Annotated in this window: 27 protein-coding genes; 14 read left to right on the forward strand and 13 right to left on the reverse strand. The window is 64.9% G+C overall.

The annotated features are described in order from the left end of the window. Nucleotides 1–104: 104 nt before the first annotated feature. Nucleotides 105–1,523, forward strand: a complete 1,419-nt coding sequence (locus tag ON44_RS42950) for an amidase (RefSeq protein ID WP_040700889.1) — start codon at nucleotides 105–107, stop codon at nucleotides 1,521–1,523. A gap of 6 nt (nucleotides 1,524–1,529) precedes the next feature. Here the strand turns inward: ON44_RS42950 and ON44_RS42955 are convergent, their stop codons facing one another. Continuing rightward, nucleotides 1,530–2,594, reverse strand: a complete 1,065-nt coding sequence (locus ON44_RS42955) for a cobalamin-independent methionine synthase II family protein (protein WP_040700890.1) — start codon at nucleotides 2,592–2,594, stop codon at nucleotides 1,530–1,532. Between the two features lie 107 nt (nucleotides 2,595–2,701). On the opposite strand from ON44_RS42955, the gene ON44_RS42960 reads away from it, so the two are divergent. Continuing rightward, the gene (locus tag ON44_RS42960) at nucleotides 2,702–3,157 is read left to right on the forward strand and encodes an SRPBCC family protein (protein ID WP_040700891.1); all 456 of its coding nucleotides are present in this window, start codon (nucleotides 2,702–2,704) and stop codon (nucleotides 3,155–3,157) included. A gap of 342 nt (nucleotides 3,158–3,499) precedes the next feature. Beyond that, entirely contained in the window at nucleotides 3,500–6,970 is a 3,471-nt protein-coding gene (locus tag ON44_RS42965) for a serine/threonine-protein kinase (protein ID WP_040700892.1), read from the forward strand. Between the two features lie 5 nt (nucleotides 6,971–6,975). Here ON44_RS42965 and ON44_RS42970 read toward each other — a convergent pair whose 3' ends face one another. Beyond that, nucleotides 6,976–8,721, reverse strand: coding sequence for a putative bifunctional diguanylate cyclase/phosphodiesterase (locus ON44_RS42970; protein ID WP_051183306.1), 1,746 nt, complete (start codon nucleotides 8,719–8,721; stop codon nucleotides 6,976–6,978). Nucleotides 8,722–8,943: 222 nt separating this feature from the next. On the opposite strand from ON44_RS42970, the gene ON44_RS47570 reads away from it, so the two are divergent. Beyond that, the gene (locus ON44_RS47570; protein ID WP_051183307.1) at nucleotides 8,944–9,660 is read left to right on the forward strand and encodes a DUF3592 domain-containing protein; all 717 of its coding nucleotides are present in this window, start codon (nucleotides 8,944–8,946) and stop codon (nucleotides 9,658–9,660) included. 157 nt (nucleotides 9,661–9,817) lie between these two features. On the opposite strand, the gene ON44_RS42980 is transcribed toward ON44_RS47570, so the two are convergent. Then, a complete protein-coding gene (locus ON44_RS42980) occupies nucleotides 9,818–10,594 on the reverse strand; it encodes an alpha/beta hydrolase family protein (RefSeq protein WP_051183308.1) in 777 nt (258 codons plus the stop codon). A gap of 3 nt (nucleotides 10,595–10,597) precedes the next feature. Then, on the reverse strand, nucleotides 10,598–10,879 hold the full coding sequence (locus tag ON44_RS42985) for a YggT family protein (protein ID WP_040700893.1): 282 nt from the start codon (nucleotides 10,877–10,879) through the stop codon (nucleotides 10,598–10,600). Nucleotides 10,880–10,988: 109 nt separating this feature from the next. Here ON44_RS42985 and ON44_RS42990 point away from each other — a divergent pair, with 109 nt between their 5' ends. Continuing rightward, nucleotides 10,989–11,780, forward strand: coding sequence for a transporter substrate-binding domain-containing protein (locus ON44_RS42990; protein ID WP_051183309.1), 792 nt, complete (start codon nucleotides 10,989–10,991; stop codon nucleotides 11,778–11,780). 58 nt (nucleotides 11,781–11,838) lie between these two features. Here the strand turns inward: ON44_RS42990 and ON44_RS42995 are convergent, their stop codons facing one another. Continuing rightward, nucleotides 11,839–12,972, reverse strand: coding sequence for a helix-turn-helix domain-containing protein (locus ON44_RS42995; RefSeq protein ID WP_040700894.1), 1,134 nt, complete (start codon nucleotides 12,970–12,972; stop codon nucleotides 11,839–11,841). A gap of 469 nt (nucleotides 12,973–13,441) precedes the next feature. Between ON44_RS42995 and ON44_RS43000 the strand changes: the two genes are divergently transcribed. The 3 genes from ON44_RS43000 to ON44_RS43015 all read left to right on the forward strand — a co-directional run bounded on the left by ON44_RS43000 (nucleotide 13,442) and on the right by ON44_RS43015 (nucleotide 14,827). Next, nucleotides 13,442–13,756 (forward strand): hypothetical protein, encoded by a 315-nt coding sequence (locus tag ON44_RS43000; RefSeq protein WP_040700895.1) that lies wholly within the window; start codon nucleotides 13,442–13,444, stop codon nucleotides 13,754–13,756. Nucleotides 13,757–13,758: 2 nt separating this feature from the next. Then, entirely contained in the window at nucleotides 13,759–14,055 is a 297-nt protein-coding gene (locus ON44_RS43005) for a hypothetical protein (protein WP_040700896.1), read from the forward strand. Between the two features lie 469 nt (nucleotides 14,056–14,524). Continuing rightward, complete coding sequence (locus ON44_RS43015; protein ID WP_040700898.1) at nucleotides 14,525–14,827, forward strand: hypothetical protein; 303 nt, start codon at nucleotides 14,525–14,527, stop codon at nucleotides 14,825–14,827. Between the two features lie 43 nt (nucleotides 14,828–14,870). Here the strand turns inward: ON44_RS43015 and ON44_RS43020 are convergent, their stop codons facing one another. Beyond that, nucleotides 14,871–15,305: a GlcG/HbpS family heme-binding protein gene (locus tag ON44_RS43020; protein ID WP_083898530.1), complete on the reverse strand. Its 435-nt coding sequence runs from the start codon at nucleotides 15,303–15,305 to the stop codon at nucleotides 14,871–14,873. Between the two features lie 184 nt (nucleotides 15,306–15,489). Between ON44_RS43020 and ON44_RS43025 the strand changes: the two genes are divergently transcribed. Beyond that, entirely contained in the window at nucleotides 15,490–17,217 is a 1,728-nt protein-coding gene (locus ON44_RS43025) for a DUF3556 domain-containing protein (RefSeq protein ID WP_040700899.1), read from the forward strand. Between the two features lie 27 nt (nucleotides 17,218–17,244). Here the strand turns inward: ON44_RS43025 and ON44_RS43030 are convergent, their stop codons facing one another. Beyond that, on the reverse strand, nucleotides 17,245–17,760 hold the full coding sequence (locus ON44_RS43030; protein ID WP_157187616.1) for a hypothetical protein: 516 nt from the start codon (nucleotides 17,758–17,760) through the stop codon (nucleotides 17,245–17,247). 230 nt (nucleotides 17,761–17,990) lie between these two features. Between ON44_RS43030 and ON44_RS43035 the strand changes: the two genes are divergently transcribed. After that, nucleotides 17,991–18,782: an alpha/beta fold hydrolase gene (locus ON44_RS43035; RefSeq protein WP_051183310.1), complete on the forward strand. Its 792-nt coding sequence runs from the start codon at nucleotides 17,991–17,993 to the stop codon at nucleotides 18,780–18,782. A gap of 213 nt (nucleotides 18,783–18,995) precedes the next feature. Continuing rightward, entirely contained in the window at nucleotides 18,996–19,424 is a 429-nt protein-coding gene (locus tag ON44_RS43040) for a DUF6636 domain-containing protein (RefSeq protein ID WP_051183311.1), read from the forward strand. Between the two features lie 41 nt (nucleotides 19,425–19,465). Here ON44_RS43040 and ON44_RS43045 read toward each other — a convergent pair whose 3' ends face one another. Then, complete coding sequence (locus ON44_RS43045) at nucleotides 19,466–20,353, reverse strand: oxidoreductase (RefSeq protein ID WP_040700901.1); 888 nt, start codon at nucleotides 20,351–20,353, stop codon at nucleotides 19,466–19,468. Between the two features lie 76 nt (nucleotides 20,354–20,429). Between ON44_RS43045 and ON44_RS43050 the strand changes: the two genes are divergently transcribed. The 3 genes from ON44_RS43050 to ON44_RS43060 all read left to right on the forward strand — a co-directional run bounded on the left by ON44_RS43050 (nucleotide 20,430) and on the right by ON44_RS43060 (nucleotide 22,102). Beyond that, entirely contained in the window at nucleotides 20,430–20,999 is a 570-nt protein-coding gene (locus ON44_RS43050; protein WP_040700902.1) for a TetR/AcrR family transcriptional regulator, read from the forward strand. A gap of 37 nt (nucleotides 21,000–21,036) precedes the next feature. Continuing rightward, a complete protein-coding gene (locus ON44_RS43055; RefSeq protein WP_040700903.1) occupies nucleotides 21,037–21,594 on the forward strand; it encodes a hypothetical protein in 558 nt (185 codons plus the stop codon). An 82-nt stretch (nucleotides 21,595–21,676) separates the two neighbouring features. Continuing rightward, entirely contained in the window at nucleotides 21,677–22,102 is a 426-nt protein-coding gene (locus ON44_RS43060) for a hypothetical protein (RefSeq protein ID WP_040700904.1), read from the forward strand. Here the strand turns inward: ON44_RS43060 and ON44_RS43065 are convergent, their stop codons facing one another. The 5 genes from ON44_RS43065 to ON44_RS43085 all read right to left on the reverse strand — a co-directional run. Next, nucleotides 22,103–23,275, reverse strand: coding sequence for a cytochrome P450 (locus tag ON44_RS43065; protein WP_040700905.1), 1,173 nt, complete (start codon nucleotides 23,273–23,275; stop codon nucleotides 22,103–22,105). It lies immediately after the preceding gene. Between the two features lie 91 nt (nucleotides 23,276–23,366). Then, entirely contained in the window at nucleotides 23,367–23,882 is a 516-nt protein-coding gene (gene msrA / locus ON44_RS43070) for a peptide-methionine (S)-S-oxide reductase MsrA (RefSeq protein ID WP_040700906.1), read from the reverse strand. Continuing rightward, entirely contained in the window at nucleotides 23,879–24,334 is a 456-nt protein-coding gene (gene msrB / locus ON44_RS43075; RefSeq protein WP_040700907.1) for a peptide-methionine (R)-S-oxide reductase MsrB, read from the reverse strand. Before msrB ends, msrA begins: the two co-directional genes overlap by 4 nt. A gap of 83 nt (nucleotides 24,335–24,417) precedes the next feature. Continuing rightward, nucleotides 24,418–25,284 carry an alpha/beta fold hydrolase gene (locus ON44_RS43080; RefSeq protein ID WP_040700908.1) on the reverse strand — a complete coding sequence of 289 codons (867 nt, stop codon included), beginning with the start codon at nucleotides 25,282–25,284 and terminating at the stop codon, nucleotides 24,418–24,420. A gap of 30 nt (nucleotides 25,285–25,314) precedes the next feature. After that, the coding region (locus ON44_RS43085; protein WP_373283302.1) for a diacylglycerol/lipid kinase family protein at nucleotides 25,315–25,734 on the reverse strand (420 nt) is incomplete at its 5' end.

A 25,734-nucleotide genomic window follows, 5' to 3' on the forward strand; every position in this document is an offset into this window, starting at 1 on the left:
CTGATTCGGAGACCGGGCGCGTATCATTTTTCCTACCCGGACGAACGTCCACTGGACAGGGTTCGACGCGCCCGGACCCGCGATTCGCAGCTGTGGACAGTGTTATGGCCGATCGAATACACGCATTCTCCGATGACGTCCTGGCCGACCATGATGCCGTCGCTTTGGCGGCCATGGTCCGGTCGGGGGCGGTGAGTCCGAAGGAATTGGCCCGCGCGGCGATCGACCGGGCGGCGCTGGTGGAGCCGCAGCTCAATGCCATCGCGTACTCGAGTGTCGAGCGGCCGCGATACGCGTCGGAGCGCACCGGCGCCTGGTATGGCGTTCCGACGTTCGTCAAGGACAATGCCGATGTCGCTGGCATGCCGACCAACCAGGGCAGCGCCGCATTCGTGGCCCGTCCCGCCGCTCGCGACGACGCCTACACCGCGCAGCTCCTCAGCACCGGGGTGACGGTACTCGGCAAATCACGGATGCCGGAGTTCGGCTTGAACCCGACGACCGAATTCCAAGCCGCCGAGCCGACCAGGAATCCGTGGAATCCGGAGTATTCGATCGGGGGATCCTCCGGCGGTTCGGCCGCCATGGTCGCGGCCGGTGTCGTACCGGTCGCCCATGGCAATGACGGCGGGGGATCGTTGCGGATTCCGGCCGCATGCGCCGGACTGGTCGCACTGAAGGCGAGCCGATATCGACACCTGGACAACGCACTGGACAAGTACCTGCCGATAAAACTCATCTCCGAGGGCGTGTTGACCAGGACGGTCCGCGATACCGCCGCGTATACCGCCGCCGCCGAACGGTATTGGCGGAATCCGGATCTCGTGCCGATCGGCGAAGTGCACGGCCCGGCCGACCGCCGCCTGCGTATCGGACTGCTGACCACCTCCGGTACCGGTGCCGAACCCGATGCCGAAACACGCGGCACGGTCGAATTCGCGGCCAAGCTGCTCGAACACTTCGGACATCACATCGAGCCGATGGCGGTCCCCTTCCCGCTCCACCTCGCCGACGACTTCCTGTTGTACTGGGCGTTCCTGGCCCATATGTCGGCGATCGGCGGCAAGATCCTGCACGGCAGGTCATTCGATCGCCATGCGCTCGACGATCTCACGCGCGGTCTCGGCCGCTATCACCGTGAGCGCATCCTGCGCACTCCGGCCGCGCTCTACCGGCTGCGCCGGGCGAACCGGATCTACGCCGAGGTCTTCACGCGGTACGAGCTCGTCCTTTCGCCGGTGGTCACCCATGTGGTTCCGCCGCTGGGCTATCTCGATCCGAAGGTGCCCTCCGAAGAGCTGATCGAGCGGCTGCGGACATATGTGGGCTACACCCCGATCGGCAATGTGACCGGGGCGCCCGCCCTATCGATGCCGATGCGCATCGGCTCCAGCGGTGTCCCGATCGGTGTCATGTGCAGCGCGGCCTACGGCGACGAGCGCACATTGCTGGAGATCGGGTACCTGCTGGAAGCAGAGAATCCGCTGCCACGGATCGACGCGGAGCCCACTACGCACGACTGATCGCATTCAGACGCCGAGTTCGGCGGCTGCCAGGGCCGTCCCTTCGATGCGGGCGCGGACCTTGGCGAAGGCGATATCGCGGGAGGTGGAGGTGTCATCGGCGAACGGGGAAAAGCCGCAGTCGTCGCAGGTACCGAGACGGTCGACGGGCAGGTAGCGGGCAGCGTCGAGGACGCGGTCGCGGACCTGCTCCGGGGTTTCGACCTGCGGGTCGATGGGATCGGTTACGCCGATGAAGATTCGGGCGTCGGCGGGCAGGTATTCGGCGATGAGGGCCAGGATCTTGTCGGGGTCGGACTCGCTGGCGAGTTGCACGTAGAACGCACCGACCCTGAGCTGCAACAGTTTCGGCAGCAGTGCGGCGTAGTCGATGTCGAGACTGTGGGTGGAGTCCTGATCGCCGCCGGGGCAGGTGTGCACGCCGATCCGGGCGCGCTCAGTATCCGAAAAGCGTTCCAGCACCGAGTTGTTCAGCTCGATGAAGCTGTCGAGGACGCCGCCGCTCGGATCGAGCTTGAGCGAGAGTCGGCCCTCGGTGAAATCCAGCTGCACCGAGTGCGCGCCCGCGTCGAGGCAGCCGCGAATATCCTTTTCGGCCTCGTCGGCCAGATCGGCCAGGAATGCCTCGCGGGCATAGCCTTCGATGCCGTCGGCCGGATAGAGCAGACTCAGCGCCGACGGCGCGATCACCGCCTGCTTCACCGGGACTGGTGAATGTTGTTGCGCCGCACGCAGATACTGCTCCGCGTAGGTCTGGTAGCGGAACGGTCCCGTGGTGAGCCTGGGTAATTGCCGCTGATGTCCATCGGCGAAGGGGATCACCGCGCCGTCGGGTGCCAGCCCGGCCATTCCGGTGAGGGGATAGGTGGCGAAACTCGGTTTTGTCTGCTCACCGTCGGTGACGACCGGTGAGCCGAGGGCGGCCAGTTCGTCGATGGTTTCGGTGACCGCGCGCGCCTGGAGTTCAGCGAGTGCGGACGCGTCCAGTTCGCCGGAGTCGTGGGCGACCATGGCGGCCAGCAGGTTGGGGGAACGAGGAATACTGCCGATGGGCTCGGTGGGAATGCTCACGCGGCGAGTGTAGGTGGATCTTCGATTTGCAAGACCCGAATTGATTGACCCGGTTCAGAAATCGAAAGGTCTGGCGGGAGGCGGGGTTCGGATGTTTCGATCATGGTATGACCGATGACAGCGAGGTGCCACGCATTGTTTCCGCCAGCCGGGAGATCGCGGCCGGCGCGGATGAGATCTTCGAATTGATCGCCGATCCCGCGCAACAGCCGCGGTGGGACGGCAACGACAACCTGGCCGAAGCCCCGGCGGGCCAACGTGTCAAGGAAGTCGGCGAGGTCTTCGCCATGACGACCACCAGGGGTCATATCCGCGAGAATCACATCGTGGAGTTCGAAGAGGGTCGCCGGATCGCCTGGCTGCCTGCGGAACCGGCGAGCGAACCGCCGGGCCACCTGTGGCGCTGGGAGCTCGAGCCGGTGGACGCGGTGCACACTCGGGTCACGCATACCTACGACTGGTCGCGATTGACCGACGAGAATCGGCTCCCGCGTGCCCGTGCCACCACCTCCGACAAACTCCAAGCGTCCATCGACCGACTCGCGGCCATCGCCGAAGGGTAGGCGTCTGCTGAACTTCGCTCGGTGCCGAAATCCCCAAGCAGACCGGCATGCTCGCATCGCTCATCGAGGATGTCGATCCGATGCTTGCGATGCCGGACTGCCCGGGACGGAATCTAGGACAGCTGCTGCGCCACGTCGGCGGCTACCGCTGGGCGTGACACAGTTCGCCGACCGGTAGCCTTCCGGTGTGCAGACCGGGAATAGTTTCGGTGGCCGGACATTCGGCGACCAGGATCGCCTGCACCGCAGGCAAATGCGGCGGCATCCTACCGAGCACGCGCGGAATCGTCGCGACGGGAATATGCTCGAAGTAGCTAGCTGGTAGTTGTAATCGGGGTCGTCGTGTCGCATATCGATCCGCTTTCCACGCAACGCGACCTCACCTCAGGGTTCGCGGCAGAGCTGGCCGCCGCCGGGTTCACCGATGCCGCCGAGATCGGACGTGGCGGATTCGGCGTTGTCTATCGGTGTGCCCAGCCCGCCCTCGAGCGCATGGTGGCGATCAAGGTGCTCACCGCCGACCTGGAATCGGAGAACCTCGAACGTTTCGTCCGCGAACAGCTCGCCATGGGCAAGCTGTCGGGTCATCCGAATATCGTCAGCGTTTTCGAGGTGGGCTCCACCGCGACCGGACGACCCTACATCGTGATGCCCTACCACCCGCACGGCTCACTGGACACCCGTATCCAGGAGCACGGTCCGATCGGCTGGCAGGACGCACTGCACATCGGGGTGAAAATCGCGGGCGCGCTGGAGACCGCGCACCGACGCGGCCTGCTGCACCGCGATGTGAAACCCGGCAATATCCTGCTCACCGAATACGGTGAACCGCAGCTGGCCGATTTCGGTATCGCCCGATTGGTCGGCGGCTTCGAGACGACCGCGGGCACGATCACCGGTTCACCCGCCTTCACTGCGCCCGAGGTGCTGCAGGGCCATGTCCCGGACGTGACCTCCGATATCTACAGCCTGGCCTCGACCCTGTTCTGCGCCAGCACCGGTCACGCGGTCTTCGAGCGACGCAACGGCGAGCAGTTGGTCGCCCAGTTCCTGCGCATCACCAAACAGCCGATACCAGATCTCGGCGAGGCGGGCCTGCCCCCGGACGTGACCGCCGCCATCGAAGAGGCAATGTCCCGCGAGCGCGCGCAACGGCCTTCCAGCGCAGCCGAATTCGGCGCACAACTGCGCGAGATCCAGGAGCGGCACGGTCTGTCGCCCGACGATATGCGGGTCCCGCTACCTGCCGCCGAACCCGTCGTACATCGGCTGTCACCGACGCCGACCTCCGGCCGCCGCCGCACCTCGGCGACGTCATCGACCATCACCCCACCCGTACCCGCCACCCGCTTGCGGCCGCCGGTGGCCAACCGTCCGCTGGTCGATCGTCAGCGCCTGATCGCACTGCTGCGCGATGGACGCAACCGCAGGCTCGCGGTCATCCACGGCCCCACCGGATTCGGCAAAACCACCCTCGCCGCCCAATGGTGCGAGGCGCTGACCGCTGAGGGTGTCGCGGTGGCCTGGCTGACCGTCGATCACGACGACAACAACGTCGTCTGGTTCCTTTCGCACCTGATCGAAGCCATTCGCGCCGCACGACCTTCGCTCGCGCGCGAGCTCGGTGAACTGCTCGAGGAGCACGGCGACGAATCCGAACGCTATGTGCTGACCTCGCTGATCAACGATATCGACCGGCGCGGTGAGGAACTCGTGGTCGTCATCGACGACTGGCACTGCGCCACCGATCCCGGCACCACCCGCGCATTGCGCTTTCTGCTCGAAGGTTGCAGTCCCACACTGCATCTGGTGATCACCAGCCGCAATCAGACGGGGCTGCCGATGAGTTCGATGCGAGCCCGCGACGAACTGGTCGAAATCGGCCCCACCGCATTGCGTTTCGACATCGCGGAGGCGTATACGTTCCTGGTCGAGCTGGGCGGACTGGATCTGGATCGCGCCGATATCGAAGATCTCACCGAATCCACCGAAGGCTGGGTAGCGGCACTGCAACTGGCGGCACTGTCATTGCGCGGCAGCGACGATCCCGGCGAGCTGATCAGCCATCTGACCGGTCGACACCACGCCATCAGCGAGTTCCTGGTCGAGAACGTCCTGGACACCCTCGAGCCCGGAATCCTCGACTTCATGGTGGCGACCTCGATCACGCCGCGAATCTGCGGTGAACTCGCCTCGGCGCTCACCGGCGTACCGGACGGGCAGGCGATGCTGGAGCAGATCGAACAGCAGGATCTGTTCCTGCGCAAGCTCGATGACGGCAATTGGTTCCGCTATCACCATCTGTTCCAGGACTTCCTGCAGCAGCGGCTGGAACGCGATCGGCCCGAACGGATCACCGAACTGCACCGGGTGGCCTCGCGGTGGTTGGCCGAGCATCGGCATGTCAGCGAGGCGGTCGATCACGCTCTGCTGGCCGGGGACGAGCAGCGGGCCATCGAGATCGTCGAGCGGGACGGTATGTCGTTGCTCGAATACGGGCAGTTCGCCAGTCTCATCGGTCTGGTCAACAAGCTGCCCGCCACCATCATCGAAACCCATCCACGGCTGCAACTGGATCTGGCCTGGGCGAATATCCTGCTGCACCGAGCCGCACCGGCCGAACGTGCACTGCGCCTTGCGGAATCGACGCTGGATCTCGGTGAACTCGACTACGGCGGCACCGCGCGACTGCGGGCCGAAGCCGGTGTGGTTCATGCGGTGGTCGCGGTGCGCGCGGATGAGCTGGCCGGAGTCGAGGACATGCTGGCACCCTGCTTTTTCCGGGCCGAGGAACTGTCACCGTATGTGGTTGCGATCGGCGCAAATGTCGCTACCTTCACCGCAGGCTATCGCTACGACTTCGACGAGGCGCTGCGCATCCAGGAGTGGTCCGCACCGTATATGCGCCAGAACAAGGGCTTCTACAACAATATTCACGGCCTGTGTTTTCTCGGGCTGGCCGCGAGCCTGCAACTCGACATCGCCAGTGCCGAACAGTACTTCCGCAAGGCGATGAAGGTGGCCAAGCAATCCGGTGGCAGCCATTCCTACGGCGCTCGGTTGGCCGGATCCCTGCTCGGCGAATTGCTATATGAGCGTGGGGAAGTCGCGGATGCGGAGCGACTGCTCGACGAGGGCTACAAGCTGGGTCCCGAGGCGGGGGTCGTCGATTTCAAATTGGCGCGCTATGTCGTCGGGGCCCGTATCAAAGCATTGCGCGGTGATCGCGCGGCCGCGATTCGCCGATTGAACGAGGGTGCGCGAGTCGCGCGTGCGATGTCATTGCCGCGGCTGGGCGCCGAGGTCGAGAACGAGCGGCTGCGACTGGGATTGCCGCCGCATCCGGAATTCGGTCCGCTGCCCGTTGTCGAATACGGAAACCGCCGCGAGCCGGTCGACCCGATCGACGAATTCACCGTACTGTACGAGGAATTCACCGCGATCCGGCTGCTGCTCGCCGCGGAAACACCGGAGAAGACCGAACTCGCCTGCGCATGGGCGCAGGAATGGGTTGATCTGCTCGAATCCGTCAAGCGGCCGAGGGAATTGCTGAAAGCACGCCGAATGTTGATCGCCTGCCTCGCCGCCGCAGGCCGCACCGATGCGGCAAAGACCTTGCTGGCCACGGTAACAGCCCAGTGCGCCGAACTCGGATCGGTCCGCTATCTGCTGGACGGGGGGCCACACGTCGTCGCCACACTCGCGGCCGTGTACGAAGATCAGCTCGCCGGACGCTGGCATCCCGAATGGCCCGACGTGCCAACGGAATTCCTGCTCGCGTTGGTGAATGCCCATGCGACGCAACGAATCTGATGCGATCAGCCGGACAGTAGTTCGCTGATCCGCTCGACGGGCACGGGGCGGTGGAAAAGCCAGCCCTGCGCGCTATCGCAGCCGAGCGATTCCAGCCGATCGGCCTGATATTGCGTTTCGACGCATTCGGCGGTGATGGTGAAGCCGAGGGCATGGGTGAGTTCGATAATGGATTCGAGCACCAGCAGATCGGTGGCACCGGGGGATTCCGGGGTCCGGATACAGCGGATGAACGGTCCCGCGAGTTTGACGACATCGAGCGGCAACTGGCCCAGGTAGGCGAGATTGGAGTATCCCGTGCCGAAATCGTCGATGGCGATGTGGACCCCCGCCTCGGATAACGTGCGCAATGCCTGGAGCGGGCGACCGGTGGTGTGCATGAACGCCCGCTCGGTCAGTTCGAGTTGTAGCCGCTCCGGTGGGATACCGGTCTCGGCGATCACGTCCTGAACCCGATCCAGCCAGGTCGGGTCGGCGACCTCGGCGGCGGAAACATTGACGCTCACGATCGGCGTCCGGCCCGGAAACCGGTCGTGCCAGTCCCGGCTGTCGCGACACGCCCGTTCGAGCACCTGCGCGCCCAATGCGCCGATATGGCCGTTGTCCTCGGCGAGATCCACGAATTGCGCCGGGGCGAGTACGCCGAGGTGCGGATGCCGCCAGCGCACGAGGGCCTCCACCGCGACGATCCGCTGGTCGGTGAGCGCGACAATGGGCTGGTAGTCCAGGAACAGTTCGTCGCGAAGCAGGGCGGCGGGCATGGCCGCCGAGAGTTCGGCGCGGGTGTGTTCGCGGCGGCCGCGATCGGCGTCGAAGACCGCGTAGCGGCCGCGACCCGCGGCCTTGGCCCAGTACATGGTGGTGTCGGCGGCCTGTAGGAGTTCATCGGCGGTGGTGTGTTCGGTGCGTCGCTCCATGACGCCGATGCTCGCGGTGACGGTGAGGTGGTGGCCGTCGATGTCGAACGGTTTGGTGAATGCCTCGAGCATTCGCTTCGCGACCGCTGCCACGGTTTCCCGGGATTGTGGGACCAGGATGACGAATTCGTCGCCGCCCATGCGTGCCACCAATTGGCCGGGTTGGGCGCAGGCGCGCAGGCGGGTGGCGGCCTGGATGAGCAGCTGGTCGCCGAATGCGTGCCCGAAGGTGTCGTTGACAAGCTTGAAATGGTCGAGGTCGAGATAGCAGAGGCCGAAGTCGGCGCTCGGATCGGCGAAGGCGGCGGCGAGCGTGTCGATGAATTTCGTCCGATTCGGCAAACCGGTCAGATGATCGTGGTTGGCGCGGTATCGCAGCCGCGCCTCACTCGCGCGCAACTGTTCGGCGACGGCGCGTCGGGCGGCGATTTCGGCGGTGCGGACACTCTCCTGCTCGGCCAGCAGCCACGCCCGGAATGCGCGGATATACCCATTTGTGAAGGCGGCCAGCAATTCGGGCAGCCGATCCGCCGCGATAGTGCCCGCTTCGGTGAAATGCGCGCTGAGCGCCGCGATGCTGCGCCCGAGCACCTCGTCGCCGACGAAATGCGACCGCGCCAACTCCGCACCCAACTCGGCCACCCGATCAGCGGATTCGATTGTCTGCGTTGCCGTTTCGAACTCCATAGCCAGCCGCGTCAGCAGCATGCGCGCCTCACCCGCACTCATCGGTACCACATGATCACGCGCCCCACCTGTCAGCGCGGCAGTCCAGCGTCCGGTCAGGTCGCCGCGCGAGCCGTCTCCTGAACCGGGCCCGGCTTCCCAACCCATGAGGCCTGATCTTACAGCGCTCGCCCGGCCGATGATGTTGGGAGACAGCGCAGTTCCCGGGCGTCTGGCGCACACTTGTGCAGTGTGACCGCTGGTTTCGTTGTCACGCGTACGCCGCGGAACCTGCCCGATCGGGCAGTGGATTTTGCTGCTGTGCTACGCCGGGCGGGTCTGGGGCGATAACCCTCTAGGTGATCGACGGCGACCGGACATGAGGACACGATGGATCTTGGACCCACCACCCCCAGGACGTTTCACCCGACGCGGGGCGCGCTCATCGCCGGCGCGATCGGGATCGCGATCGTGTTGGCGGCCGTCGTGTGGGGTGTGCTGAGCCTGCGAGCGCTCGATGGCACCGCGCGTACCGACGGAACCGTGTTGTTCGCAAGCTCGGGTGACGGTCGGATGGTCGAATTCGTCGTCGACGGAAAGCGGTATACGACCAGAACCACGACACGCAGCGTGCTGCACACCTACTCGACCGGTGAGCGGGTGCCCGTTGCCTATGACCCGAAGGATCCCGCCGATGCGCAGGTGGCGGATCTGCACTCGACCTACGGTGGACCGCTGTTCGTGGGCGGATTCGGCGTTCTGGTCGTCGTCGCCGGCATCGCCGGATACGGCTACGGACGGCGAGAATTGAAACTGCGGGATTGGCTCGATCAGCGCGGTCGGGAAATCTGGGTTCCGGCCGAACACACCAGGGTGCGGGTGACCCACCATGATTTCGATAGCAATCGACCATTGGTATTCGTTCTGCAGGCCGGGTGGGTCGACCCGATATCGCGGCGAACCGTTCACGCGGACAGCGATATGTTGCGCGAGGATCCGAGTGAACTCGTGCGGTTGAGCGGGCGAGTTCGAGTACTCTATGACCCGGCGGATCCGACCCGCAACCGCGTCGACGTCGACCACAAGCCGCTGCTCGAGGAGTTCTGACCCAGGGGCGCGGCGGCTTCGTCGCACAGTCGCGCCATCCTCGACGACGATCCGCGCACGGCGGTCGACCAGGCAGATATCAGCCAGCCGGATGTGATTCTGGCGGTGTGGCCCGCAAGATCTGACCTCTACTGCGGACGCGTCCGCCAAGGCACGCTCAACGGCGCGCACCGGGTCTGTCGAGGCAACGATGCAGCGCCTGGACGACGAAAGGCCATGCGGTGGAATCGGGATCGATGAGTTCGAAATGTCCGATGCTCGGCAGTTCGACGAGTTCGGCGCCGGATTTCGCGCAGTACTCGCGTGCCATTTCGATCGGCAGGCGTCGGTCCCGATCGCCGTGTACGACAACGGTCGGGACGTCGGCGGTGCCGAGCAACGAGGGGTCGGTGGCGGCATAGCGCTCGGGAAAGTCTTGCGGCCCGCCGCCGAGCAATTCGGCGACCGCGCCCTGGCCGTTGCGACGATGATAGGCATCGACCAGATTCGCCGCCGGTGCCAAGGACACGACTCCGGCCACTTGCGGCGCAACCGCAGTGCGCCAAGCACTTTCGCTCGGCAGCCGATGCCGTAGTGCCGCCCACAACGCCAGATGCCCGCCTGCGGAATGTCCGATATAGAGGATGCGGTCCTGATCGATGCGGCCCGGCCGTGCATCCTCGATCAAACCGGGCAGAACATCGAGTGCCCGCGCGACATCGTCGAAGGTTGTCGGCCAACCGCCGCCGTCACCGACCCGGCGATACTCGAGGTTCGCAACCGCATAGCCCAGTGCGGCCAGAGCCTGTGCCTCCGGCCGGGCATGCTCGCGGTTGAACTCCGCGCGCCAGAATCCGCCGTGCAGCACCACCACGAGCGGTGCCGCACCGTCCGCGTCGGGCAGGTACAGGTCGGCCACCTGGTCGCGGTGCGGGCCGTAGGCGATGGGTTCCATCGCTTACAGGCTGAAGAAGATCTGACGCAGTACCAGGGCGACGATGAAGACCACGGTGAACGCCAGGTCGATGGAGAGTCCGCCCAACCGGACCGGCTGCAGGTACCGGCGCACCGGGGCGATCACCGGTTCGGTCGCGGAATGGCTCAGGTCGCGGGCGCGGTTCACCCACTGGGGGTGCCTGCCGTCGGCGAGCACGCCTACCCAATCGAATACCAACCGGGCGAGTAGCAGCAGGATGAATGCCGTCAGTGCTAACCCGAGCAAGGTGCCGATAAGGGTCATGTCGCACTCCTTCGTGGTGGCCAGTATCAGTATCAACGGTCGGCACCGCCTGGAAAGTGTCCCATTCGTCGGGTTCTCAGCCGACTATCAGGTCGGTTAGCCTGTCCCGATGCGCCGACCGTTCCGATATCTGCCGCTGGCCGTCCTGTCGACCCTGAGCTGGCTGCTCGCCACCGGGCCGGTCGCGACCGCTCAGGAGGCGTCGCACCTGATCACCGTGCAGCAGTCCGGCGTGCTGCGCGTCTGCACTACCGGCGACTACCCGCCCTACACCCTGCACGAAGACGACGGCACCTACCGCGGTGTCGATATCACCCTCGCCAACGACCTCGCCGCGACCTTGCACGTTGTCCCGCAATGGATTCCGACCACCTGGTCCACTCTGACCGACGACTTCCTCGCACGCTGCGATATCGCCGTCGGCGGCATCTCCGACACCCCCGCCCGCCGTGTCGTCGCCGATTTCTCCATCCCCACCTCCATCGACGGCAAGACCCCCGTCGTCCGGCGCACCGACGCCGCCGACTACGCCACCGTCGACCAGATCAACCGCCCCGAGGTCCGCGTGATCGTCAACCGCGGCGGCACCAACGAAGCCTTCGCCCGCACCAACTTTCCCGAAGCCCAACTCACCATCTGGCCCGATAACCTCACCATCTACGACCAGCTCGAACAGCACAGCGCCGATGTCTTCGTCACCGACTCGGTCGAGGGGCGCTACCGCCAACGCACCCACCCCACCCTCCAGGTCCTACACCCCGACACGCCCTTCGACTCCGCGCCCAAGGCCTACCTCCTGCCCAAGGGCGACACCCTCTTCAACACCGTCGTCAACACCTGGCTCGAATCCGAAATCCGCACCGGCAGAAGCGATCAGCTGCTTACCGAATGGATCGGCTGAGACTGAGGCGGGAACCCATTTGCAGTGCGTTCCGAATCGGCTCACGGGCAGTGTCTTGTCAGGTGCGGGCCTCCGCAGGCCCTGCGATCTCGTTCATCAACATCCTGAGCGTGAGCGAATGCTTTTCCGGCGGTAGGGCATTCAGCGCCGCTCGCGCCAGCTTCACACCCTCGACACGATCACCATCGCGAACGAGCATCAACCCCTGATGCATGTCCAGGTGCGTGCGGAAACGTGGCAACGAATCCGGGAGATCAGCTCTCGCTGCGTCCTGGGCCGCCACCGCTGTCCGTTCGTCACCCATTCGGGCGGCCAGCAGTGACAGGAAGACGTTCACGCGCCACCAGGGGACCGCGTAGTCGCTGGCCTGATCATCCGACCCGGACCGGTCGAATTCTCTTCGGCCGGTGTCGATCAGTCCGCGAGCCGTTTCCTTGTCGCCCTGAATCGCGACAGCGTGCGCCTTACCCCACAGGGCGTTGAGCCGACCCAAGCTCGGCCGGTCACTGATCGCAAGCGCTTGATCGGCGAACCGGCGAGCGACCGGCAGCGCGGCACCTTCGTAGCCCAGCGCGATTGCCGCGCGACCACGGACCCACACGCGAATATTGGTGTCGTCCGAGCGGTCTGCCGCTTCAGCGGCCATCGAATACCAGTTAATTGCCTTTCGGCCGTCGCTTCCGGGAAATGTCTTGGCATACAACGTCATCAAGCGTGCAGCGACGGACCACATCGACGGCGAGTCCAATTGCTGTTGCAGCACGATCATGTCCGCTGCCAGCCGACGTTGGATCTCGGCGGCCCCCGCGCTCATGTAATCGTGGCCGTACGTCACAAGTCGGTCTTCCCACGCTTCGATGCCCGGCCGCGCCGGATTCAACCGAGCCGAGAACCCTTGCGCCAAGAGGTCGGACGCCACTACGGGCGCTACCGAAGTCGCGGCTAGGTGACTGAGGAATTCGCGACGGTTCACGTTCGCCTCCAACAACTCAGGCGGACAATCCAGCACTGCCGCAAGATGACGCAACCAAAACGCCGAGGGCTCCATGGTGTTGGACTCCCAACGCCGGGATATGTACTCGCGGCTGATGTTGGCACCGGATACCTTGCACAGCTCATCGGCCAGTCGCCCCTGAGACCAGCCCTTAGCCAAGCGAAGTTGGCGGATCAGGTCGCCGGTCCCGCTGCTCATACCTCGATCATTCCCGCCTCCGCGCCAGGAGGAAAGCTGTACTGCCTCCCGTGGCACGAATGCCACCCACGATGCCACTACCCGCCTATCGCTACTACGGGAGAGCTGACACCCGGTACGCGATGCCACGGCCGTTGCCACTGCATCGCCCATGGGCAGCCCGACATGGTTGTAGGCGGTACTCGGTGCCGAGTTGAACCGACTGGCCCGTCGTGTCCCCGCCAACGGGTGCCATAACCAACCGCAGCGACTAGGGGGACCAGACCGTGACTGCAACAGACCTACCGCGTCGAAACCCGTTCGTCGGACCACATCGGCCCGAGGCCCAGGAGTGGCAACCGCCACCCGCCGAAGTGATCGCGCTCTTTGTCGATGCGGTCAACCGGTGGGCTGTTCGACCGACTCCGAAAAATCGTCCCGGTACCGGGGTGTCTAGTTCCCCCAACATCGGGCGCACCAATGGGGAGGCATGATGCGTCGAGATGAGTTGCGGACCACGCAAACCAAGGACGGCCGCAAGGTGGCGGTATGGCAGTTGGCAGGGCGTGTGCCGCTTATCCTCCGCGTGCATTTTCCGGCGGAGCATTTCACCGCCTACCGGTTGCCGTCGAAGACACCGTTCTACGGAGCACAACCGGGAACGATCATGTTCGACGCGGACCAGGATCTGGCCGACGCCCGAGAGACGCTTCCTCAGCATGAAGACCTTTGGGACGCGCTTCGCGATGACTACTGGGTCGCGCTGCTTCGTGCACCGGACCTCCCAAATCCGTTGGAGGCGTAGCGATGTTTTCCGATCTAGTTCCGAATCGCCCGCAAGAAATCGCGCCATCTGTACGGGCGCTTCTCTCCACCTTCAATGCAGACACCCAGGACAAACTCGATGTTGCTCCGATTGATAGCGCACCGATCTACGAGGGCGCAGACGGTTCGCTGACCCGAGTTGTCGACGGCTGGGTATCGGACTCGGATGCTGAACTCGACAAAGTCGACGTAATCACGATTCAGCCGACCAGCGTCAGAGATAGAGAAGTCAGTGAGATAGGGGAGGATACTACTTGCGGCACAACATCTTTCGACTGAACATCGTCGCCAGTGTGCTCTGCGCTGTACTGATTTCCGGCGCTGGCGTCAATGTCGCGAGTGCCGGTCCCGGCGGACCATTGGTCACTGAGGTCAGGCGGTCCATCTGCGACAATGGATTCGGTCCCTGGTCCACCCCAACGGTTCTACCGCCGAGGATCGAAGGCTATGGCTGGGCGAAATGCGACATGCCTTCCGATGGCGACCCGGGTCTCACACATGACTACTATCTGAGTTTGCAGCGCCGGAACGCAGCGGGTGGTTGGGATTCTGTGGGTGAGCACATTCGAACGAGCCTTGTCCCGTGGGCACGCCAGACCTACACGGCAGGCGCGCCATGCTCGGCTGGATACTGGCGGATCTTCTCGTCGGTGAGCGGCACCATCCAGGGCAGGCAATACGGCCCGATCGAAACCCCGTCCGAGACACGGGTCGTCACAGCCGCCGAATGCGGATAGAAGGGGATGACATGGGATTGCCGATTGGACGACGCTACGCCGACTACATCGGCCCGGTGAGCATGCGCGATCGGCTGACCGGCGTGGTACATGCGGTGGCGCTGGCACTGCCGCATCGGCGGAGGCTGCATCCGCAGGACACCGGTGGCGGGTACCAGGGCGTGCGTCGCGAGTTCGGTCGCTGGGTGGTGCGACCGATGACCGGCCCTGGCTCGCGCCGCTGGGTCAGCAAGCCGCATTACGCCACTCGAGCCATTCCGGGCAACGATCTGAAAGCGGCCGAGGACTGGATGCTGGCAACCCTGGGAATCTGAAGCAATCAGCTGCTGACCGAGTGGATTGGCTAATACCTTCCGGCTATCCAGTGGAACGGTTGTCCTGCCACCGCTGCACCGCCGTTTGCACGGCTGCTTCGTCTTCGAGAGCGTGCGCTCCGGATGCGCCGGCGGCGCCGAGGATCAAATCACCGTCGGTGATCAGAACACCGCCTGCCCACGGGACGAAGTCGCCGCCGTAGAGGTGTTGGATGCTGTCGACGATCCCGCCGGGCAGTTCGATCTGGCCGGAGGGGCGCAGTGCAAGCAGTGCGGTGCGCGCCTTTGCCACCGCGATTCGGCTGGTCATGGGCATACCGCCGTCGCCGCGTCGCAGGGCGATCACCTCACCCGCAAGGTCGACAACTGCCACTGCCAGCGGCGGGAACTCTCGTTCAGCACCGACCGCCAACGCGGTTTGCACCAACCAATCCGCATCGGCCGACTTCAGTCCAGGAAAGCGCGGGGTACCAGACACGAACACGAAACTAACGGCGATAGCCTCGGCCGTCAAAGCTGCTACCCGCCAACCGTCCACGCCATGATCTCGTTTGTCGGGACGCGTTATTGACAGCAAATGGTCGAGCTGTCAACGTATCGGAGCACATCGGAGTACGTGATTCGGCTTGGTGCTCCGGTGTCGGCGAATCGGAGAGTGCTTGATGGGGTTTCTCGAACCCGACCTGCCTGTGGTCGATATGGCGGAGTGGAGCAAGGGCACTCGCAGTGAGCGGATCCGGCCGATGGCGCGGCACTGGGCCGAGGTGGGATTCGGGACGCCGGTCGCGCTGCATTTGTTCTATGCCGGCAAGGTCTGTCTTTATGTTCTCGGTGGCTGGCTGATCGCGTTGTCCACCAAGGGGATCGATGGATTCGCGAATGTCGATGCGTGGTGGTCGGAGCCGATCGTCTTCGAAAAGGTTGTGCTGTACACGCTGCTGTTCGAGGTGGTCGGTCTCGGGTGCGGGTTCGGTCCGTTGAACAACAGGTTCTTTCCGCCGATGGGGTCGATTCTGTATTGGTTGCGGCCCAGGACCATTCGGCTGCCGCCATGGCCGGGTGTCGTACCGCTGACCAAGGGGAACAGCCGTTCGCTGGTGGATATCGCGCTGTACGCGGCGTTATTGGTGATGACCGTGGTCGCCTTGCTATCCGACGGAACCGGAGCGGTGCCGGAGTTGGATACGACGGTCGGACTGCTTCCCGTGTGGCAGATCGCGGTGATCCTCGGTCTGCTCGCGTTGATCGGGTTGCGCGACAAGGTGATATTCCTGGCGGCGCGCGGCGAGGTCTATGCGACGCTCGCCGTCACCTTCGTTTTCGCCGCCGATATGATCGTCGCCGCGAAGCTGGTCTTTGTCGTGATCTGGATGGGTGCGGCGACATCGAAGCTGAACAAGCACTTTCCGTTCGTGGTTTCCACGATGATGTCCAACAGTCCCGTGTTCCGGCGAAAGTCGCTCAAGCGCAAGTTCTTCGAGGACTTTCCCGACGACCTGCGGCCGGGTCGCTTGTCCCGCATCTTCGCTCACGGCGGTACGGCCGTCGAGATGTGCATTCCGCTGGTGCTGTTCTTCTCTCACGGTGGCTGGCTGACGGCGGTCGCCGCATTCGTGATGGTGTGTTTCCATCTGGCCATCCTGACCGCCATTCCGATGGGTGTCCCGCTGGAATGGAACGTCTTCATGATCTTCGGTGTGCTCGTATTGTTCGTCGCGCACGCCGATCTCGGCCTCGCCGATCTGCACCACCCGGTGCCGGTGGTGCTGCTGTTCCTGGTCATCGCGGGCATCGTGATCGCTGGAAACCTTTTCCCGCACCAGATTTCGTTCCTACCGGGCATGCGCTACTACGCCGGTAACTGGGACACCACGATGTGGTGCATCAAACCCTCCGCCGCCGAAAAGATCGGGCGCGGCATCGTCGCGATCGCCAGCATGCCGCAGGCGCAACTGGAACGGTTTTACGGCAAAGACCGCGCCCAGATCCCGATGTACATGGGATATGCCTTCCGCGCCATGAACACCCACGGCCGCGCCCTGTTCACCCTCGTGCACCGAGCCATGCCATCCGGCCACGAGGACGAATACACGCTCACCGACGGCGAACGCATCTGCAGCACCGCCCTCGGCTGGAATTTCGGCGACGGCCACATGCACAACGAACAACTCATCACCGCCATGCAAGAGCGCTGCCATTTCGAACCCGGCGAAGTCCGCGTAGTCCTCCTGGACGCCCAACCCATCCACAAACAAACCCAGTCCTATCGCCTGGTCGACGCCGCCACCGGCGAATTCGAACGCGGCACAGTAAATGTCGCCGACATGGTGACCCGCCAACCCTGGGCCGACGACGTCCCCGTCCGCGTCACCCACACCGACCGCGAATGATCGGATGGTCGCAGCGCCTGCGGATCGTCACTCGAGCTCGTTGAACGGGCGCATGCCCTCGACCCCAAGTTCGACGCGAGTGGCGGCGATGAACTCGTCCTGCGCGGTCCACAACTGCTGGAACAGCTTCGGTGGAATTTCGCTCGCACCGTGGTTTGCGCGTGCTGCCGCGACTTGACGTGCGGCTGTGAGTATTTGCAGTCCGGTCGCAACTGTCTGTTCCGACCTGCACACGATCCGCAAGGCGACCCACGTGGACTCGAGTCTCTCCTTGTACGGTCGCCCGGATTCGTCGAAAAACGGCATTAGCTCATCGGGTGCCTGAGGATGCGGAACGGCCGAGATAAGTGCGGTCGGCTCGAGTGCGAAGGCGACATACTGCCGGTAAGCCGATGCGAACTCGTTGTAGGTCGACAGCCTGATATCTCGCCACTCGCGCTGGTGATCACGGTGCCATTGTCGTTCTTGATTCCGGATCGTCAGCCACCCGCCGAGCACGACTCCCAACAGCACGGCCAGTGCGGATATTGCAGGTCCCAACACGCCCACGCGTCCCTCCCACGAACTACGACAAGCATGAAACACGGAGTGCCCCAAGGGAAGGAACAATAGCTCGTCGCGATCGCCGGGTGTCCGTTCGCAGGCCAGGAGCTACCGTATGTAACCCACGATTCCGCGCGGCCGTTCGCTGCACGCAGGCCCGTTGATGTAGACATGTACGAGGCGACATCGACGAGGAGACAGGCCATGAACGTCAATGCGGGACGTGTCCGATGAGCGGTGACCCGCTGGTGCTGTTGCACGGTGTGGCAATGTCGGCGCGGGTGTGGGATCCGTTGGTCCCGAAGCTGTCTGCCCGGTACCAGGTACTCGCGCCGACCGCGCTGGGGCATCGGGGTGGCGCGGCGGTGTCGCGGCGGCCCGCGCGGATTGCCGACTTTGTCGACGAGGTCGAACGGCTGCTTGATGAAAACGGTTGGGCGACAGCACATCTGGTCGGCAATTCGCTCGGCGGGTGGACCGCCATCGAGTTGGCGCGGCGGGGTCGTGCACGTACCGTCTGTGCGTTCTCACCCGCCGGATTCTGGGATGCGGGGGGTACCGGGCATGCCGATTCGTCCGCGACCATCGCGCGCAACGTCACCTTCGCGCGCCTGACCCGGTCACTCGCACCGCTGACGCTGCGGTCATCGCTGGTGCGACGCTCGGCGTTGCGGGTCATCGCCGAACACGGCGATCGCCTCGAATCATCGGCGGCCGCGGGCATCGTCGCCGATCTGCTCGGCTGTACGGTCACCGATGATCTGCTGAACACCCGAGATGCGATCGCGGATTTCGAGCGGCTACCTTGTCCGATCACCGTGGCCTGGTCGCAGGCCGACCGCATCTTTCCGGTGGCGGTCAATGGCGCGATCGCCCAGCAGCGTCTGCCGGGTGTCACGTTCGAGGTTCTGCCCGGTGTCGGGCACGTCCCGATGATCGATGACCCGGAGTTGGTCCTGCGCACTATCCTGACCCGCACCAGCGAGGCTCCGTCTCCGGAGGATTCTCCATCGGAGCGGTGAGGTAACCACCGGTTCGCGGTATCCACATCTCGGGGCGAGCGTCGATTTCGTGAGGATCGGTGTCGCGTGCATGGTCACTCGAGGGTCCACCCAGAGAACTGGGGGCCCGCCCACCGATACGTTTCTCGGCCGATCCGCGAACTTCTCTGTGTGGTCCGGTGTCGATCGGCGGGCGTGGCCTGCCGCATCGGATCCTGAATTGGGGGAGTTCGGATGATGAACCGGGTGGGTATTGCGGCATTGGCGGCGGTGTCCGGGTCGGTGCTGGCCTTCGGGGTGGCGGGTGCGCAGCAGCCGGATCTGTCGAACGGGTTTCGATCGCCGAGCGGAAATATGACCTGCGTGGTTGCCGACAAGGGGGCGGTCTGCGAGATCGGCGACCATTCGTATGCGGCGCCGGCCAAGCCGAACAACTGCTATCAGGCGTACGGCGACCGCATCGTGCTGTTCCAGGGGGATCCGGCGCGGTTCACCTGCCACGGTGACACCATCCGGGACAGTAGTCTGCCGATTCTCGGCTACGGTCAGTCGTTCCGGTCCGGCGAAGTGGTCTGCGAGAGCCAGACGTCCGGCATGAAGTGCGCGAATACCCGTACCGGCCACTGGTTCTCGCTCGCGCGGGAGGGCTATCAGCTGGGTTGATCGGGTGGTGACGGGACCGGATTACGCACCGGTCCCGTTCCTCATCGGACGTGAACACCGGTCAGTTTCTCGGACACTTCCCATAGCCGCTCCTGCAACCGGACATCGTGCGACCGTGCGCTGGATTCGACCCGTACAGGATGGCCCTGGATCTCGAATAACCCTGAGGGGCCGTAGTATTCGCCACCCTGGACGTCCGGGTCGGTGGCGGCGCGGAGGGTGGGCAGCGCGCCCATGGCGGGTGTGCGGCCGAACAGGCGGGCGATGGCGAGATTCGGCAATCGAAAGCCCGCGGGGGAGTAGCGGAAGATCTCAGTACTCGCGCCACCGGGATGCGCGGCTGCGGCGATGGCCGAGGTGTCGTTGAGGCGGCGGTCGAGTTCATAGGTGAACAGCAGGTTGGCGAGTTTCGATTTGGCGTAGGCACTTCCGGTCCGCGCCGCCGGGTCGTCGGCGTCGATGCGGCCGAACCGATGGCCGATGCTGCTGACCGTGACGATACGTCCGGCCGGTGCTGCGACGATCCGGTCGAGCAGCAGCCCGGTCAACGCGAAGTGGCCGAGATGATTTATGCCCCATTGGATTTCGAAGCCATCGGCCGTGGCGCCGGTCAAGCCGGTCACTCCGGCATTATTGATCAAGAGGTCGATGCGGTCGTAGCGATCGCGGATCACCGTGCTCGCGTCACGGACCGACTCCAGCGCACCCAAATCGAGTTCGGCGACGTCGACAGCGGCGTCGGGAACCAGGCTGTGGATCCGATAGGCCGCGTCCTTGGCCTTGTCGGTGTTGCGACAGGCCAGTACGACGATGGCGCCGTGTTCGGCCAGCATCCGCGCCGTCTCGTAGCCGAGTCCGGTATTTGCCCCGGTCACCACGGCGATGCGTCCGCTTTGGTCGGGAATTTCGGTGTCGGTCCATCTGCTCATCAGCGTTGCTCCTAACATGAACGGTGCGTTCACTATTAAAGTGAACCAGTAGTTCATGTTCTGGGCAAGGAGCACGATGACCGAACGTCCCACCCGGCGCGCCGATGCGCTGCGCAATCGAGAAGCAATCCGCATGGCCACCCGCGACCTAGTGATCGACCGTGGCCCCGGCATCGGCATGGACGAGATCGCCGCAGCGGCCGGCGTTGCGGTCGGGACGCTCTACCGGCACTTCCCGACCAAAAAGGACCTCATCGACGCCATCGTCGCCGACTTGGCGGCCGTGATCGGCCGATCGCTGGACGCGGCCCTGGCCCGGGTCGCCGACGGCACCGGTTCGGCGATCGACGAGATCGTCGCGCTGCTGCAGGCCGTCGTGCTCGATATGCGCCAGGAACGACTGCTCAGATTCGCCGTCGCCGGACTCGCCGAGGAGGCGCTGCAGGAAATCCAGCAGAGGGGCCGCGCCGCGGTCGAACAACTCGTCGCCGCCGCCCACCGTGACGGTTCGCTCTATCCGGATATCACCGTCGACGATGTGATCCTGCTGCTGACCACCGCGCCCGACGACGCCGTAGCCCGAGCCGGACAACTCCGATGGCTGACCCTGGCGCGCCGCGCCCTCACACCGGGGGCCGAGCGGTGAAACTGTCGATAGTCAGAACGCGAGACAGGGAGGCGCCATGCACTGGGATCAGATGTCCGCAACGCCCGATGACCTCCGCGAGCGGGTGATGCGGGGGCGTCGAAGTGCCGGGCAGCTCGGGGTGCTCGGATCGATCATCGATGCGGCGGAAGGTCCGTGGCTCGGTGCGATGGATACCGATGGCCGGGGTGCCGCGGAGTTGCGGATGCACCTCGCCGGGCGCTTCCGCCTCACCGCGGTGGTCACGAGTGCCGGAAAGTTCGACCTCGTGCAGCTGACGGGACCGAGCGCCGATCGGGTGCTGTCGTCGAAGCCGTCGGTGCGGCGCGGCTGGGATGCGGATCAGCGCATGCCCAAACAGCCGGAGTGGCTGGATTACGTTGTGGGCTGGGTAATGTACGCCAGCGCGGAGATCGACCGTCGCGCGGTCGTCGAGTGGCGGCTGGCCGGCGCCGACCGGAAGCTTGCGGCGATGAACGACACGGTGGACAACCTGCGCGCCGGCCTCCGGGAACGCGAACAGCTGCGAGACGAGCTGGCCGCCGAGGTCGCGGAGTTGCGCAATGAACTCGAATCTCTCACCGGCAGTACATAATCGTTCCCACCGGTGGCAGATGGTCGCTCGTCCAGACATACTCGACGCTTGACATGACAACGTCGGTGAAAGGTGTCCGGGCATGACCATCGGCACGCTGACTGCACTGGTATTACTGGCCGCCGGCCTGCTCTTCCTGGTGGCCCTCGGCCTCGGAGTGTGGAAGTGGATAGCGATGGTCGGCGCACCCGACGGACGGGCGCACCCGTACGTCGATATCGCCCATCGCTCGGCCCTGCTCTATTCGTTCGCGACCGCGATGATCGCGATCTTCGTCGAACTGTCCGGCTGGCCCACCGCGGTCAACGCGACTGCCGCCGCCGTGCTGGTCCTGATGTTCGTCATCACGATCGCCAACTACGTCAACCACGGCATCCGCCGCGACACCGACAACCAGATGCACAACCCGCCACCCGCCATGCGCTGGGTGCTGGTCGCGCTGATAGTCGGCGAAATCGGTGGATTCTGCGTCCTGCTAACGGGATTCGCCGCCGCGCAATTCTTTTAGTCAGGCGACCCGATCGAATTCCAGGTGGAGTTCTTCGGGCGCTCCCACACTGATGCCGACCGCCGGACGAATCGTCGTGTCCGGTACGAGCCGGAAGTTGGTCAGCCGGGCCAGTATTCGGTCCAATGCGATCTGCAGTTGCAGTCGTGCGAAATGCCGACCCAGGCAGCGGTGGATGCCGATTCCGAAGGCGAGGTGTGGATTTCGAGAGCGGTCGAAATCCAGCCGGTCCGGATCGTCGTACCTTGTCGTGTCGCGATTGCCCGACCGCCAGTGCACCGCGATCCGGTCGCCCTTTGCCAGCGGCACGCCGAGCAAGTCGTTGTCCTGCACGACCAGTCGGCCCATCACACTCACCGTCGAAGTGAATCGCAGCAGCTCGTCCAGGTCGCGCTCGATCCAGTCCGGTTGGCGCAGACGCGCTTCCAGGCCCTCGTGCTTCGTCAGGAACTGTGCGATATAGGCGAGTACGCCACGGGTGGTGTCCAGACCGCCGAGCAGCAGCACCGTGACCACGCCGAGCCGCTCTTCCTGCGTCAGCGCCCGCCCGCCCGCTACCGTCGCGTCCACGAGCGACTGCAGGAAATCGTCGCCGGGTTCGGCCGCCCGCTCGGCCATCAACTCCGCTGCCAGCATCGCGACCGCCGCGAAACTTTCGGGGGTGTTCTGCACCGATACCGCGGTGACCGCGTCCACCGCTCGGCGCAGCCGGTCCTCGTTGTCGTCGTCGAGCACCACCTTCGCCAGCGCGCCCGCGGTGAACGGAATCGCGAACCGGCTGACGAATTCGACCTGCCCGTCCGCCTCGAAACCATCGATCAGCTCGTCGGCCTGCTGTTCGAGCACGGGTCGGTAGCGGGCCAGCGCCGCACGCGAGAAGGGACCATTCAGAAACGCGCGAAAATCGCTGTGCAGCGGGGGATCGACGTCGATCGGCGGCAGCGCGACCGGCACCGTGGTGAGACCGGGCATGGTCGAGCTGAATACCTCGGGATGGGCGGCCACCGTGACCAGATCCGCGTAGCGCGTGACGATATGCATCCCGCCGCCGAAATCCGAGTGGACGACCGGGCACTGCGCGCGTGCCCACCGCAGCTCATCGTCGAGCCGAGCGCAGTGCTGCTGATCGAACCAGTCGAGCTGATCGAAGAAACGCTGATGGCTGTCGGTCATTTCGCCGATCGTTCGCCGGGCACCCGCTGGTGTCAAGGGGTGCTCGGCGCGTCGAATACCTTGTGCCGCAACAAATTGCGGCACAAGCGGACTACTGTGCGGTGTGCTGCCGCTTCGGCAGCTTCCAGCCCGGGCGCGGGAAGTGGCAGGTGTAGCCGTCCGGGTAGCGCAGCAGGTAGTCCTGGTGCTCGGGCTCGGCCTCCCAGAACTCGCTCGCCGCGGTCACCTCGGTGACCGCCTTGCCCGGCCACAGGCCCGAGTCATCGACATCGACGATGGTTTCCAGTGCGACGCGCTTCTGCTCGTCGTCGAGATAGAAGATCGCCGAACGGTAGCTGGTACCGATGTCGTTGCCCTGGCGGTCCTTCGTCGTCGGATCGTGGATCTGGAAGAAGAACTCCAGCAGCGCCCGGTAGTCGGTCTGCGCCGGGTCGTAGATGATTTCGACGGCCTCGGCATGGCCCGGATGGTTGCGATAGGTGGGGTGATCGTTTTGCCCGCCGGAGTAGCCGACTCGCGTCGAAATCACCCCCGGCTGCTTACGGATCAAATCCTGCATGCCCCAGAAGCATCCGCCGGCCAGAATCGCCTTTCGCGTATCACTCACGCGTCCTCCTTAGTGAACAGGGTCTTGTACCGACCGTAGCCTTCCGCCTCGAGGTCATCGAGGTGGATGAACCGCAGGGCCGCCGAGTTGATGCAATACCGCAGGCCGCCCGCCGCGCGCGGTCCGTCGGTGAACACATGCCCGAGATGGCTGTCACCGTGCGTCGAACGCACCTCGGTGCGGATCATCAGATGACTGAGATCCCGCTTCTCGACGACGTTCTCGCTATCGATCGGCTTGGTGAAACTCGGCCATCCCGAACCGCTGTCGAACTTGTCGACCGAGGCGAACAACGGCTCACCGGAGACCACATCCACATAGATACCCGGCTCGTGATTGTCCCAGTACTCGCCCGTGAACGCCCGCTCGGTCCCGTTCTGCTGGGTGACGTGGTACTGCTCGGGCGACAGCGCGTCCACCGCGGCGGGGTTCCGGTTGTATTCCTGTGCCACCTGACCTCCTCATATCGGCCCCACGTATAACCCGCGGTCCGATCCGGAAAGTCCCCGCCGAGCAGCGCGTCACACTTCGGTCATTATTGCCCGGCCAGGACCTCGCGCAGTGTGTGTGCGAAGGCTTCGGGCCGGCCCGGGTATCCGTATTCGCCACCGAGGAAGCCGCCGTGATGGCTCGGGAATACAGTTGCCTGCTGGCCGAGCAGCGCGGCAGTGGCCGCCGATGTGCGTGCGGTGAAGGTCCCCGCGGACTCCTCGCCGACGGCGATCACGACCCGGGTCGGGGCGGCGGACAGCGCGGTGACATCGGGGTGATAGCTGCTGATCGCCCAGGACCGGTCGGACAGCAGCGGATCGTCCCGGGAACCGTCGTCCTCACTCGGCATTCCGAACATGGCGGGATCTGCGGTGGGCTGGGCGAAGTAGTCGTCGGTGTATTCGCCTTGCCACGAGGTCATCGCGATGAAGGTCGCCATGCCCGCCCCGAAGCCCTTGGCCTCGTATGTGTCGCGAACTCCCGCACGCGCGCGCTCGGCGGCGGCCGCGTCGGGCAGCACCGGAATCAGCGGCGGCTCATGGGCCACCACCGTGCTGACATCGTTCGGATAGGCCGCTACCAGCGCGAGCGCGGTGACCGCGCCGCCGCTGCTCCCGAACAACTCGACCGGGCCCGCGCCGAGCGCCTCGATCACGGCATGCACGTCCTCGGCCTGGACCATCGGCGTGTTGTCGACCCGACCGTCCTTGCGCGTGCTGCGGCCGAGCCCGCGCGGATCGTAGGTGACCACCGTGCGATCCGGAAAGTACGAGGCCAACGTGCTGAACCCACCGGCATCCATGGGCTGCCCGATCATGACCAACGGTGGGCGTCCCCCATCAGTGGGCAGTGGCCCGTGCACGTCGTACACGATGTCGGCTCCGGCGGTTTCCAGCGTGTGTGTCGTCATACCGATATCGACGTCGCTCCCGCCGAAAATTCATCGGTTCCTGCGGAAGGCATCGCGGAGCCAGGGCGCCCGGCGGTGGTGCGGGCGGAACCGGTCGGCCCAGCGGGGGTTCGATTCGTCGCGGCGGTAGGCAGCGAGCTGGCCGGCCATCGCGAAGTGCAGGTGGGTGGCCTTGCCGACCACCTCGCCATCGGTTGCCAGCGCCTCCGGCCTGGGCAATTGCACATACAGTTCGGGTAGGCGGCGCTCGCCGTAGACCTTGCTGTGGCCGATCGCGGCCAGCAGTAGCGCCACCAATGCGCGGGTGCGTGACCAGCGCAGATCGGCGCGCAGCCAGCGGACGTCGAGTAGTCCGGCGTCGAGCCGGTCGCGGAAGGCGGGTACGGCGCCGTGCGGGTGGTAGGGGCCGTTGCCGATGAACAGGAACCACACTCGCTGCCAGCGATCGTC

The sequence above is a fragment of the Nocardia vinacea NBRC 16497 genome, from assembly GCF_000308835.1.
Taxonomy (GTDB): domain Bacteria; phylum Actinomycetota; class Actinomycetes; order Mycobacteriales; family Mycobacteriaceae; genus Nocardia; species Nocardia vinacea.

Bases quoted from the DNA above. Each gene is read 5' to 3' on its own strand.
- ON44_RS42950 (WP_040700889.1), top strand. From the start codon at position 105: ATGGCCGATCGAATACACGCATTCTCCGATGACGTCCTGGCCGACCAT.
- ON44_RS42960 (WP_040700891.1), top strand. From the start codon at position 2,702: ATGACCGATGACAGCGAGGTGCCACGCATTGTTTCCGCCAGCCGGGAG.
- ON44_RS42970 (WP_051183306.1), bottom strand. From the start codon at position 8,721: ATGGGTTGGGAAGCCGGGCCCGGTTCAGGAGACGGCTCGCGCGGCGAC.
- ON44_RS47570 (WP_051183307.1), top strand. From the start codon at position 8,944: ATGGATCTTGGACCCACCACCCCCAGGACGTTTCACCCGACGCGGGGC.
- ON44_RS42980 (WP_051183308.1), bottom strand. From the start codon at position 10,594: ATGGAACCCATCGCCTACGGCCCGCACCGCGACCAGGTGGCCGACCTG.
- ON44_RS42985 (WP_040700893.1), bottom strand. From the start codon at position 10,879: ATGACCCTTATCGGCACCTTGCTCGGGTTAGCACTGACGGCATTCATC.
- ON44_RS42990 (WP_051183309.1), top strand. From the start codon at position 10,989: ATGCGCCGACCGTTCCGATATCTGCCGCTGGCCGTCCTGTCGACCCTG.
- ON44_RS42995 (WP_040700894.1), bottom strand. From the start codon at position 12,972: ATGAGCAGCGGGACCGGCGACCTGATCCGCCAACTTCGCTTGGCTAAG.
- ON44_RS43000 (WP_040700895.1), top strand. From the start codon at position 13,442: ATGATGCGTCGAGATGAGTTGCGGACCACGCAAACCAAGGACGGCCGC.
- ON44_RS43005 (WP_040700896.1), top strand. From the start codon at position 13,759: ATGTTTTCCGATCTAGTTCCGAATCGCCCGCAAGAAATCGCGCCATCT.
- ON44_RS43015 (WP_040700898.1), top strand. From the start codon at position 14,525: ATGGGATTGCCGATTGGACGACGCTACGCCGACTACATCGGCCCGGTG.
- ON44_RS43025 (WP_040700899.1), top strand. From the start codon at position 15,490: ATGGGGTTTCTCGAACCCGACCTGCCTGTGGTCGATATGGCGGAGTGG.
- ON44_RS43035 (WP_051183310.1), top strand. From the start codon at position 17,991: ATGAGCGGTGACCCGCTGGTGCTGTTGCACGGTGTGGCAATGTCGGCG.
- ON44_RS43040 (WP_051183311.1), top strand. From the start codon at position 18,996: ATGATGAACCGGGTGGGTATTGCGGCATTGGCGGCGGTGTCCGGGTCG.
- ON44_RS43045 (WP_040700901.1), bottom strand. From the start codon at position 20,353: ATGAGCAGATGGACCGACACCGAAATTCCCGACCAAAGCGGACGCATC.
- ON44_RS43050 (WP_040700902.1), top strand. From the start codon at position 20,430: ATGACCGAACGTCCCACCCGGCGCGCCGATGCGCTGCGCAATCGAGAA.
- ON44_RS43055 (WP_040700903.1), top strand. From the start codon at position 21,037: ATGCACTGGGATCAGATGTCCGCAACGCCCGATGACCTCCGCGAGCGG.
- ON44_RS43060 (WP_040700904.1), top strand. From the start codon at position 21,677: ATGACCATCGGCACGCTGACTGCACTGGTATTACTGGCCGCCGGCCTG.
- ON44_RS43065 (WP_040700905.1), bottom strand. From the start codon at position 23,275: ATGACCGACAGCCATCAGCGTTTCTTCGATCAGCTCGACTGGTTCGAT.
- ON44_RS43080 (WP_040700908.1), bottom strand. From the start codon at position 25,284: ATGACGACACACACGCTGGAAACCGCCGGAGCCGACATCGTGTACGAC.